The organism is Occultella kanbiaonis (assembly GCF_009708215.1).
GTDB classification, from domain to species: domain Bacteria; phylum Actinomycetota; class Actinomycetes; order Actinomycetales; family Beutenbergiaceae; genus Occultella; species Occultella kanbiaonis.
Genome location: NZ_CP046175.1, coordinates 3,396,706 through 3,408,123 on the forward strand (window position 1 = coordinate 3,396,706; position 11,418 = coordinate 3,408,123).

The following is an 11,418-nucleotide window of genomic DNA, read 5'->3' on the forward strand; positions in this document are numbered from 1 at the left end:
ATCTGGGGCCCCCATCGTTGCGCCGCACTACGCGCATCCCTCAACACTCTCGTTCGAAACGGTTCGGGTCTCGGTGTATATCGAGATCACACTGATACAAACATAGTCCGCGGTTCCGGGCACGCTCACCGACGTCGCGCCGAACGTGTCACGTGTCTCACCGCCGTCGTCCGCGGGGCCGCCACGGGTGAACATCCAGGCGTAGGTGATCTCCGCGTCGTCCTCGACGGGTGCCCAGCTGAACGTGACGGTCCCATCCGCTTCGCGGGTCCCCTCCACGTCCGCCGGCGCCGGCGGGTGAGCCGCGGCGCTCGGTTCGTCCGAAGACGGGGTCTGCGTCACCGTGGGGGTCGGCTCCGGCGCATCCGGGGCGTTGAGCGCGCCGATGATGACGCCTGTGGCCACGATGGCGATGACGCCGCCCACCGCCGCCCAGACCGGCCAACGACGGCGGGTGCTGGGTGGGTTCGCGGCGCCCGGTCCGCCCGGGGTAGCCGGGGCGCCGTCGCTTCGCGCGGACTGCTGCGGCCCGGTTCCGGGCTGACCGGGCCCAGCCGCCTGGCCCGCGCCCGGCAGGGCGTACCCACCGGGCCCCGCGCCCTGGTGCGGAGCCTGCGGGCGGCTCGTTCCGCCGTCGGGCGGGGTCTGCGGCACCACTTGCGGACGCAACACGGTGCGCTCCCCCGCGAGCGGGTCGCCGGTGGTGGCCGGGGCCTGCGGGTTCACCGTGACGACCGAGCGGGCCCGGGTGCGCAGGTCCTCGCCGACGTTGTCCGGGACGTGGATCCAGGACGTGTCCGGCACGTCCAGCGTGGTCTGCGACAGGCGCAGTTCCTGCTCGACGCGCTGGATCGCCCGGGCGAGGTCCGCCGCGGTGGCGAACCGGTCCCGAGCGGACTTGGCCATCCCGCGCGCGAGCACCTGGCCGAGGGACTCCGGCACGTCGTCGCGGCCGATCGCCGGCACCGGGTCCCGCTCGATCCGGGTGATCAGGTCCAGGGCACCGTTGGGACCGCCCTCACGCTCGAACGGCGACCGCCCGGCGAGCAGGGTGTAGATGGTGGCGGTGAGCGAGTAGATGTCGCCCGCGGGGCCGCGCTCGGCCCCCTCGGAGAAGAACTCGGGCGCCGCCCACGGGATCGACAGGCCGATGGTGTCCGTCTCCTCGACCGCGTCCGTGGCGACGGAGATGCCGAAGTCGGTGAGGGCGGGCCAGCCGTAGTCGGTGGTGAGGACGTTCGCGGGCTTGATGTCCCGGTGCAGGATCCCGGCGCGGTGCGCGGTCTCGATCGCACCGGCGAGCCGGACCCCGATCCGCAGCGCCTCGGCGACCCCGATCCGCTCGGTGCGGTACCGCACGGACAGGTTCGGGCGCGGGCAGTACTCCATCACCAGGAACGGGCGCGCATCCGAGGCGGTGTCGGCGTGGTAGATCGTCACGATCGACGGGTGCGTGGACAGTTGCGCCATCACGTTCGCCTCGGCCACGAATTGCTCGCGTGCCTGCGGGCTGGTGGCGTGCGAGAGCATCACCTTCACCGCGACGGACCGGCGCGGCAGCTGCTGGGTGTAGAGGAAGACGTCGGCGAAGCCACCCGAGCCGAGCAGGCGTTCGTGGGTGTAGCCGGCGATCTCGGGGGGTGGCGACGGCGGCCGGCGGCCCGCCACCTAGTGGCCCTGCCCGTGCGGCGGCCCGGAGCTCTCCACACCGATGGTGATGCCGTCGCCGAGGTCGATCAGGGAGCCCACCGGGACCGGAACCCCCTCGCCCGGGTGGAGGCGGCGCGGGTCGTTGCCGGGCACGGCGACCATCGTGCCGTTCGTGGAACGCAGGTCCGTGACCACCACGTGGTCACCCTCGAGGCGGACCTCGACGTGCGTGCGGGAGATGTCCTGCTGCGGGCTCGGCACGGTGACCAGGCGCGGCATCAGGGCGCCCGCGAACCGGGACGACTCGGGCGCGCGGCCGATCAGCACGACGCGGTCCAGCGGCACCCGGGGGCCGCTGGAGACGGCAAGCATGATCACCGGGCCGGGCTCGTCGTACAGGGCGTCGTCGGCGACGCCGGGAACGATCGTGGCCGACGGCGGCTGGTTGGGTACGGCGTCGGCGGCGTCCTGCGCGTAGGCGGAGCGCAGGTGGGAGACGAGGATCGTCTCGCCGTCGTGATCGCCCTCGATCTCCGCGTCGCCACCGCCGGCCGCCGGTGGGACGGACGTGTGCAGGGTCGGCGGGTCGAAGGCCGGCACCGGGCTGGGCGCCGCGGGCCGCGCGTCCGCCGCGCGTGCGTTCGGCATGTTCCACGGGAGGGAGTCGATCAGGCCGCTGCTGACCGGGCCGACCTGCTCGTACTCGGCGGTCGAGGTGCCCTCGGGCGGGCGCGGCGGGACCGGGGACTCGCCCTCGCCCTGGTCGCCGGCCGCGTAGGCGTCGGCCCTGTTGGCGTCGGCGGCATCGGCGTCGGCGTCGGCCCCGCTGGCGTCGGCGGCATCGGCCTCGGCGTCGACACCGCGGGCGTCGGAATCGGCGTGCGCAGCGTCGACCCCTGGATCCTCGGCCGGGTCGTACCTCCCGGACGTCGTGGGGATGACGGTCCCGGACTCCGGTGCCTCGGAGGCGGCCGGCTCGTCCGGAGGCTCCTGCACGTCCCCGGGCTCGCCCCCTTCAGGCAGCTCGGGCTCGACGGCGCCGCCAGGAGCGATGTCAGGCAGCGGACCGACGTAGGTCTCGTGATGAGCCTGGTCGTCGGCGTCACCGTCGGAGAGCGATGGCGCTTCCGCGGAAGCGCCTGCGTCGTCGGCGGCGTCGTCGTCGGGAGCAGCTTCGTTCGGTTCACCCGCGGCATGCTTACGGACGCCGGACCCCGGCACCGGTTCCTCCGCCGAGGCAGCCACGCCGAACGCGGGCACCGGCGCTTCCGCGGAAGCGTCCTCGGCCTCGGCTTCGGCCGGCGGCTCCAGCGCTCCGGCGGAAACGTCCACACCGAACGCCGACTCCCGCTCTTCCGCGGAAGCGCCTTCGGCCCCGAGTCCTCTTTCGAGCGCTTCCGCGGAAGCGTCCTCGTCCTCGGCCTCGGCCGGCGGCTCCAGCGCTCCGGCGGAAACGTCCACACCGAACGCCGACTCCCGCTCTTCCGCGGAAGCGCCTTCGGCCCCGAGTCCTGTTTCGAGCGCTTCCGCGGAAGCGTCTTCGGCCTCGGGTCCCGCTTCAGGCGCTTCCGCGGAAGCGGTCTCGCCCTCAGCATGCGGCTCCGCCGATACAGCGGAGGCGGCGTCACGATCGGGCTCCACGTCCACGTGCTCGTCCACGCCGTCGTCGGCCCCGTCGGCCGCCGGGCCGAAGCCGGCCTCCTCGAAGACGTCGACCGGCTCGGCCAGGGACACCGACTCGTCATCACGGTGTTCCGGAACGTCGGCCACCGGCTTGTCAAAGGTCTCAGCCGCGGGCGGGGACAGTTCGACGTCAGCCACCACCGTGGGCAGGTCGGTGGGCAGCGCTGGCGCCGTCCCCGCTGCCACGGGCGCAGCCACCGGAGGCGCGGACTCCTCGATGACTGCCACGGGCGCTTCCGCGGAAGCGCCCGCCCCGGCGACCGCCACGACAGCCGCAACCGGCGCCGCGTCGGCGAGGTCAACGCGGATCCGTGCGGCCCGCACCACGCCGCCGAGCAAGGGCCAGGACTCGCCGACCGAGCCCACCGGGCCGCCCGTGCTGCTGGTGCCGCTCGCGCCGCTCGTGCCAGGGGTGCGCACCACGATGTCCGTGGCCGCATCGACCAGCACCTCGCGCCACGTACTCATGCCACGGGCGGCCACCTCGGTGCCATCCACGTCGACGACCACGTCGCCGCGCAGAAGCACCCGGACGCCGTCGGGCGTGCGTTCGACGAGCCCGAACGCGGGAAGCGACGAGATCCCGCCACCGGCGATGATCTCCAACCAGTGCGTGATCGGCCGTCCGGCCGCGAGCGCCTCCCAGACCGCACGCACCGTCGCCGGCGGCACCGTCGGGGCCAGGAGCACCACGCCGGTCCCGGTGGCGAGACCGGTCCACTCCCCCGGCACGTACTCGAGGCTCACGCCCACCACCAGTTCCGGTCCGCGCCCGCGCCCTGCTCGCGGGGCACGGTGTCCTCGGCGCCGCCTGGCTCACCGACACCCTCGCGTGGCGCCGTGGTCGCCAGTGCCTCGTGATCGGGCATGAGATCGATGACGATCACCGAGACGTTGTCCCGGGCGCCGTCGGCGATGGCCTCCGCGAGCAGTGCCGACGCCGCGTCCTGCGGGCCGAGGCCCGCGCCGAGCACGCCGGCGATCCGGTCCTCGGTGAGCTCGTTGATGAGGCCGTCGGAGCAGAGCAGGAGCCGCTCGGTGGCGCCCGCGTAGAGCATCCAGAAGTCGGGCTCCACGTCGATCCCGCTGCCGACGGCCCGTGTGATCACGTTCCGCTGCGGGTGGCTGCGGGCCTGCTCGTCGGTGATGGCGCCGGAGTCCACCAGTTCCTGGACCACGGAATGGTCCACGCTGATCCGGGTCAGCGCCCCTTCGGCGAACCGGTACACCCGGGAGTCGCCGACGTTGAAGACCAGCCAGTACGGGGAGTCCTCGTGCCGGGTGAGGATGACGCCCGCGGCGGTGCTCCCGGCGGTGACCGGATGATCACCGACGGAGTCCTGGACGTCGGCAAGGGAGGACCGGATCCGCTGCTGGGCGGCGCGCACCACGGCCTGGATGTCCGTGGGCTGCACCTCGACGTCCGGCCGGACGGTATCGGCGTAGCGGGAGAACTCCGCCACCACCGCCCCCGAGGCCATGGCGCCGTGCACGTGCCCGCCCATGCCGTCGGCGACGAGGAACACCGACGGCGTCGCCAGCACGGAATCCTCGTTCGCCTTGCGACGTCCACCGGCATCGGTGGCCACGCCCCATACAGCTTGCACCCGCAACTCCTCGATCCGTCCTGGGAGGGAAATCTGAGCATGATCCTATGCAGCCCACCGGGGCCCGTCACACCTACGGCCGTTCAGCCACCCGCCCGGGCCGCCGAGATCGGCCCGTCGCGGCGGTCCGGCGCCGTCACAGCACGCTCGGGAATACGCCCCAGTACGCCGCGATCAGCAACAGCACTCCTGCGCCCACGTGCACCCCCCACCAGGTGATCCGCCCGACGGCGCCGGTCACGTCCGCACCGAGCGTGCGGTGCGCGTTGATGCCCGCCGAGACCGAGCGGACCCCGACGGCGACGGCGAAGATCCCGACCGCCTGCAACAGCACCCAGCCGCCCTGGACGGCCAGGTCGTCGGTGCGGTAGTTCAGCGCCAGGTTCGCCACCTGCACGATGTAGGCGGCGAACACCACCAGTACCGCGGTCGCGGCCAGCGCGGTGGCCGCGCTGTACCGGGCCAGCGGCGGCGGCAGGCGGCGGCTCGGCCGGCGCACCAGGCGGCTGCCCACCCAGGCCACGGGGCCGATCAGCAGCAGCGCGAAGGCGCCGGCGATGGACCAGACCAGCATGTCGCCGTCGGCGTACCAGCGCGGGTGACTGACCGGCGCGGCGCGGAACAGCTGGACCGGTTGGGCACCGGCGATCCGGGGTTCCGCCGTCGCCGTGTCCGGCAGCCCGAGCGTCCACCGGGCCAGGGCGTCGTTGAAGCCGGGCGCGAGCGCGTCGTCGATCCGGATGCCGTGGTTCGCGCCCTCGAAGTAGCGCAGCGTGTATTGGGTGTTCCCGGTCTGGGCGATGTCGTCGATGAGCTGCAGCGGGCCCTGCACCGTCGGCATCGAGGAGTCCGCGGTGCCGTACATGAGCAGCACCGGCTGCTCCATCTGCTGCTGGTACGGGCTCGCGTCGAAGTCGGCGTACTCGAAGCCACCGCCGGGCATGTTCGCACCGAGGCCGCGCGGGATGGCGCGCAGCAGCGCGGCCGGCACCCCGACCGAGCGCAGGTAGGAGTCTGCGGCGAACGCGAACTGCTCCCGGGGCGGCACCACCGGCGCCGAGACGAACACGACGAACGCCACGTCCGGTTCCTGCGCGGCGGCGACCGGCGCGATCCAGGCGCCCTCGCTCTCGCCGTAGAGGCCGACGGCCGCCGGGTCCACGCCCGGCCACTCGGTCAGGATGCGCCACGAGACCAGGTAGTCCTGGGCCATCTGGACATAGTCCCGGTCGGTGGTGGTGTAGGTGTCCATCCGCTTCTCGGGGACCATCGCGTACACCCCGGCGCTCGCGAGGGCCTCGGCCTGATCGGCGAAGTTCAGGTTGGTGGCGGTGCCCGCGCCGTGCATGAACAGCATGCCGGGACGCCCGTCCGGCGCGCCCACCGGGTAGGTGATCGTGGCGAGCACCTGTGCGCCGTCGAGCTCGACCTCGATCGTCTCCTGGGCGGTCTCGTACGTGCCGACCGGGTCCGTGACGGCATCCGAGCCGATGGCCACGTCCGCCGTCTCCGGCACCACGACCTCGGTCATCGGCTGGGGGCTCCAGCCCGGCCCGGAGAGGGATCCGATCAGACCGAAGATGAGGACCAGCCCGAGGACGGCAGCCAGTTTCCGGTAGATCACCGAACCAGGGTAGTTCGTCCCACCGACTGCCCCGTCGCCCACGCGCGCCCCAGCCGTGCCGTTCGAGTGCCGCTCAGAAGCCGAGCCGGTGCAGGTACTTCGGGTCCCGCTGCCAGTCCTTGGCGACCCGGACGTGAAGATCCAGGTACACGGCCGCGCCGAGCAGTGCCTCGATGCCCCGGCGTGCCTTCGTGCCGACGTCCCGCAACCGCGCGCCCTTCGCCCCGATCACGATGGCCTTCTGGGAGTCGCGCTCCACGTACAGCTCGACGCGGACGTCGAGCATGCGCCGACCGTCCCGGTGCGGGGTGTCCCGCTCCACGATCTCCTCGACCACCACCGCCAGCGAGTGCGGCAGCTCGTCCCGGACCCCCTCCAGGGCGGCCTCGCGCACCAGTTCGGCGACCATCACGGCGTCGGGCTCGTCGGTCAGTTCGCCGTCCGGGTAGAGCGGCGGGGACTCGGGCAGGTGACCGAGCAGCACCTGGACGAGCACGTCCAGCTGGTAGTCCTTCGTGGCCGAGACCGGGACGATGTCGGCCCACTCGCCGAGCTCGGAGATGTCCAGCAGGTGCTGGGCGAGCCGCTCCGGGGCGACCTTGTCCGCCTTCGTCGCGATGGCGACCACCGGGGTCCGGGCCTCGGCGAGCTGCCGGGCGATGAACCGGTCCCCCGGGCCGACCTCCTGATCGGCCGGCATGCAGAACGCGATCACGTCCACCTCGGCGAGGGTGCCGATGACCAGTTCGTTGAGGCGTTCGCCGAGCAGGGTGCGGGGCCGGTGCAGCCCGGGGGTGTCGACGAGGACGAGCTGACCGTCGGGACGGTGCACGATGCCACGGACGGTGTGCCGGGTGGTCTGCGGGCGGCCGGAGGTGATCGCCACCTTCTGGCCGACGAGGGCGTTGGTGAGCGTGGACTTGCCGGCGTTGGGACGGCCGACGATGCAGACGAAGCCCGCTCGGTACTCGGGGGTGGCGGTCATGGTCGGTGTCCTTCGTCTGGAAGCTGGTGGGTCCGGCCGTTGCGGCCGGGTACGTCGGTGGCTGAGGGTTCGGAGGGGTCGGGTTCCGCGGCTCGGACCCGGAGGGTGGTGATCTGCTTGCGCCGGCCGGTGGCGTCCAGCGCCCGGATCTGGACGCCGTGGGTCACCGCGCGGGCACCTGCGATCGGGACCTTGCCGAGTGCCTTGGCGAGCAGACCACCGACGGTGTCCACCTCATCATCGGTCACATCGAGGTCGAACAGGTCACCGAGCTCGTCCAGAGGCAGCCGCGCGGGCACCACGAACACCCCGTTCCCCTCGTCCACGACCTCCATCTCGCTGGCGTCGTGCTCGTCCACGAGCTCGCCGACGAGTTCCTCGAGGATGTCCTCGATCGTGATCAGGCCGGCGATGCCGCCGTACTCGTCGAACACGATCGCAATATGGACGACGGCGTCCCGCATCTCGTCGAGGAGGTCGTCCACGGGCTTCGTCTCGGGCACGAAGACGGCCTCGCGCATGATCCGGTCGACGGGCGCCGTCGCCCGTTCGGGCTTCTTCGTGAGGTACCGCAGCGCGTCCTTGAGGTAGAGCACGCCGAGCAGGTCGTCGACGGACTCCCCCACCACGGGCACCCGGGAGTATCCGGACCGCACGAACAGCGTGATGGCCTTCTGCAGCGGGGTACCGGAGGCGACCGTGACCATGTCGGTGCGTGGCACCATGACCTCCCGGACCATGGTGCGGCCGAGCTCGAACACCGAGTGCAGCATCTCGCGTTCGTCGTCGTCGATCTGGTGGCTCTCGCTGACCCGGTCGACCATGTCACGCAGATCGTCCTCGTCGGCCTCGCGTTCCTCCAGCGTGGTTCGTCCGGCTCGCGTACTGAGCGAGTCGGTCAGCCGCACCAGCGGGGCGTAGATGGTCTCCAGGCCGAGCAGCAGCGGACCCACCCAGGCCAGGACCCGGACCGGGTCGCGCCTGCCGATGGTGCGCGGGCTGATCCCCACCACGATCACCATGAGCACCGCGGAGGCCACCACGGAGCACAGCAGCACCAGCCACCACTGGCGCAGCACTCCGGCGAGGATCAGGGTCAGGCACACGGCCGCCGTCATCTCGGCGAGCACCCGGGTGAAGGTCGCCGCCCGGATCACGCCGCCGTGGTTCTCGGCGATCCGGACCACCCGGGCAGCGCCGCGGGCGCCGGACTGCTCGGCCTCGTGCGCGGCCGCGCGGGTGATCCGCCCGGCGGCGGCCTCCCCGGCGGACAGCAGCGCTGCGAGGCCGATGCCGGCCAGCGTCAGCAGGATCAGGAGCGGCAACGGCCCCGCGTCGCTCACCTGCGCGCCAGGAACGTCAGCAGCAGCCGGCGCTGCAGGTCGAACATCTCCTTCTCCTCCTCGGGCTCGGCGTGGTCGTACCCGAGCAGGTGCAGGATGCCGTGGGTGGTGAGCAGGAGCATCTCCTCCTCGGCCGAGTGCCCAGCGACGCGGGCCTGCTCGACGGCGACGTCCGGGCACACCACGATCGAACCGAGCATGCCCTCCTCGCTGAGCTCCGTGTCGGTCCCGGGGCGCAGTTCGTCCATCGGGAACGAGAGCACGTCGGTGGGGCCCTCCTCCTCCATCCAGCGCACGTGCAGCTCGGCCATGACGTCGGTCGGCACGAACCGGATCTCGAGCTCCGCCTGCGGGTGCACGTGCATCTCGTCGATGACGAACCGGGACAGCGCCGCGAACTCCGCCTCGTCCAGGTCGTACCCGGACTCGTTGGTGACCTCCGTGCTCATCGGCTCCACCCCTCCCGCGGCGCGGGCGAGCGGGTCTCGAACCGCGAGTACGCGTCGACGATCTCCGCGACGAGGCGGTGGCGCACCACGTCCGCGCTGGTGAGCTCGCAGAAGACCACGTCGTCGATCTCGTCGAGGATCTCCTGCACCACCTTCAGGCCGGACCGGGTGCCGCCGGGCAGGTCGATCTGCGTGACGTCACCGGTGACCACCACCTTGGAGCCGAAACCGAGGCGGGTCAGGAACATCTTCATCTGCTCGGCGGAGGTGTTCTGGGCCTCGTCGAGGATGATGAACGCGTCGTTGAGCGTCCTTCCCCGCATGTACGCCAGCGGGGCCACCTCGATGGTGCCGGCAGCCAGCAGCCGCGGGATCGACTCCGGATCGACCATGTCGTGCAGTGCGTCGTAGAGCGGGCGCACGTACGGGTCGATCTTGTCGTTCAGGGTGCCGGGCAGGAACCCGAGCCGCTCCCCGGCCTCCACGGCCGGCCGGGTCAGCACGATCCGGTTCACCTGCTTGGACTGCAGGGCCTGCACCGCCTTGGCCATCGCCAGGTAGGTCTTCCCGGTACCGGCAGGCCCGATCCCGAACACCACAGTGTTCCGGTCGATCGCCTCGACGTACTCCTTCTGCCCCACCGTCTTGGGCCGGATGGTCTTGCCCCGGTTGGACAGGATGTTCATCGTGAGCACCTGGGCGGGCCGCGCGTTCGTGGACGCGGTCAGGATCGCGATGGCACGCTCGACGGCGTCCGCGGACAGCGGCTGCGCGGACGCGGCGATCTCGCTGAGCTCGTCCACGAGTCGCTCCGCGAGCGCCACCTCGCCGGGCCTTCCGGTGAGGGTCACCAGGTTGCCGCGCACGTGCACGTCCACGGTCGGGAAGCCGGACTCGATCGCACGCAGCACCTCGTCGCGTTGACCGAGCAGCGCCACCATGGGGATCGAGTCGGGGATCGTGATCTGGTGCTGGACCTGGGCCCCTGCTCCCTGCGCTCCGGCCGCGCCCGGGCCGTCGGCGGCTTCGGAGGGTTCTGCTGCGCTGGTCTGATCCATGAGCGGGGCTCGGAGCCCGTGCTTCCTTCCGGTCGCGGTGCGCGGCGCGCACACGTCGATCCCGATCCTAGCCGGGCCGGGTCGGCCACGGACGTGGAGAACGGGACCCGCGCGAGGCCGGTTCCCCTGCCGATGGGGCTCACCTCGGGCGATCCGGTATTCACGTCGCCAGCCGACCCCGTGCCACGGCAGGATGTCCAGGGTGACACCCACCGAACTCCTCACCGCCTACGACGACCAGCTGCGCACCGAGGCCGAGACCCCCAGTGCGGTCACGGTCGAGCGGCGCGGCCCACTGCGACTTGCCACCTTCGTCGGCGGTCGGGGCTTCGTGTCCTACCGCGACCTCGACGGCATCGGCCCCGCTGCGATCGGTGACGTCGTCGGCGAGGTCCTCGACCACTACCGGGCGGATCCGGCGATCACCCGGGTCGAGTGGAAGACCCGGGGCCACGACCACGCGCCCGGACTGCACGAGGCGCTGGTCGGGCACGGGTTCGTTCCCGGCGACCCGGAGTCGATCATGCTCGGCGAACTGCGCGACCTGGTCGCCGACGTGCCGCTTCCGGCCGGGGTCACGCTGCGCCGGGTGAGCGCCGAGGCGGACGTCCGCGCCATGTGCGCCATGCAGAACGAGGTCTTCGGCGACCCGCCGTCGGACAAGAACGCCGTCGCCATTCTGCGCCGCCTCGCCCTCGACGACGGCATGGAGCTCTGGGTGGCCGAGGTCGACGGCGTGATCGTCAGCGCCGGACGGCTCGAGCCCGTGGCGGACACCGAGTTCGCGGGTATCTGGGGTGGCGCGACCCGGCCCCGGTGGCGGGGCCGTGGGATCTACCGAGCCCTCACGGCCGCACGGGCGCGCTCGGCGCTCAGCCGCGGCAAGCGGCTGGCCCACAGCGACTCCACGGAGTTCTCGCGGCCGATCCTGGAACGGGCCGGCCTCGTGAAGGTGTCCACGACGACGCCGTACGAGTGGCGCAGGAACGGCCGGCCCGAGTAGCCCGGAACAGCCGTCG

Annotated in this window: 9 protein-coding genes; 1 reads left to right on the plus strand and 8 read right to left on the minus strand. The window is 72.1% G+C overall.

The features are described 5' to 3' along the window. Nucleotides 1-27: 27 nt before the first annotated feature. The 8 genes from GKS42_RS15665 to GKS42_RS15700 all read right to left on the minus strand — a co-directional run bounded on the left by GKS42_RS15665 (nt 28) and on the right by GKS42_RS15700 (nt 10,399). The gene (locus GKS42_RS15665; protein WP_154794671.1) at nt 28-1,668 is read right to left on the minus strand and encodes a serine/threonine-protein kinase; all 1,641 of its coding nucleotides are present in this window, start codon (nt 1,666-1,668) and stop codon (nt 28-30) included. Continuing rightward, nucleotides 1,669-4,080, minus strand: a complete 2,412-nt coding sequence (locus GKS42_RS15670) for an FHA domain-containing protein (protein WP_154794672.1) — start codon at nt 4,078-4,080, stop codon at nt 1,669-1,671. Further along, a complete protein-coding gene (locus tag GKS42_RS15675; RefSeq protein ID WP_232847689.1) occupies nt 4,077-4,940 on the minus strand; it encodes a PP2C family protein-serine/threonine phosphatase in 864 nt (287 codons plus the stop codon). The genes GKS42_RS15670 and GKS42_RS15675 overlap by 4 nt, the downstream gene beginning before the upstream one ends. Nucleotides 4,941-5,076: 136 nt before the next feature. Beyond that, a complete protein-coding gene (locus GKS42_RS15680) occupies nt 5,077-6,564 on the minus strand; it encodes an alpha/beta hydrolase family protein (RefSeq protein ID WP_232847690.1) in 1,488 nt (495 codons plus the stop codon). A gap of 73 nt (nt 6,565-6,637) precedes the next feature. Continuing rightward, complete coding sequence (gene era / locus GKS42_RS15685) at nt 6,638-7,549, minus strand: GTPase Era (RefSeq protein ID WP_154794674.1); 912 nt, start codon at nt 7,547-7,549, stop codon at nt 6,638-6,640. Next, nucleotides 7,546-8,892 carry a hemolysin family protein gene (locus GKS42_RS15690; protein ID WP_154794675.1) on the minus strand — a complete coding sequence of 449 codons (1,347 nt, stop codon included), beginning with the start codon at nt 8,890-8,892 and terminating at the stop codon, nt 7,546-7,548. The genes era and GKS42_RS15690 overlap by 4 nt, the downstream gene beginning before the upstream one ends. After that, nucleotides 8,889-9,341 carry an rRNA maturation RNase YbeY gene (gene ybeY / locus GKS42_RS15695; protein WP_154794676.1) on the minus strand — a complete coding sequence of 151 codons (453 nt, stop codon included), beginning with the start codon at nt 9,339-9,341 and terminating at the stop codon, nt 8,889-8,891. The genes GKS42_RS15690 and ybeY overlap by 4 nt, the downstream gene beginning before the upstream one ends. After that, complete coding sequence (locus GKS42_RS15700; protein ID WP_154794677.1) at nt 9,338-10,399, minus strand: PhoH family protein; 1,062 nt, start codon at nt 10,397-10,399, stop codon at nt 9,338-9,340. Before GKS42_RS15700 ends, ybeY begins: the two co-directional genes overlap by 4 nt. A 193-nt stretch (nt 10,400-10,592) precedes the next feature. Here GKS42_RS15700 and GKS42_RS15705 point away from each other — a divergent pair, with 193 nt between their 5' ends. Beyond that, a complete protein-coding gene (locus GKS42_RS15705) occupies nt 10,593-11,402 on the plus strand; it encodes a GNAT family N-acetyltransferase (RefSeq protein ID WP_154794678.1) in 810 nt (269 codons plus the stop codon). Nucleotides 11,403-11,418 lie beyond the last annotated feature (16 nt).

Excerpts from the sequence above, each read along its gene's own strand:
- era (WP_154794674.1), bottom strand. The coding sequence starts at position 7,549 with ATGACCGCCACCCCCGAGTACCGAGCGGGCTTCGTCTGCATCGTCGGC.
- ybeY (WP_154794676.1), bottom strand. The coding sequence starts at position 9,341 with ATGAGCACGGAGGTCACCAACGAGTCCGGGTACGACCTGGACGAGGCG.
- GKS42_RS15700 (WP_154794677.1), bottom strand. The coding sequence starts at position 10,399 with ATGGATCAGACCAGCGCAGCAGAACCCTCCGAAGCCGCCGACGGCCCG.
- GKS42_RS15705 (WP_154794678.1), top strand. The coding sequence starts at position 10,593 with ATGTCCAGGGTGACACCCACCGAACTCCTCACCGCCTACGACGACCAG.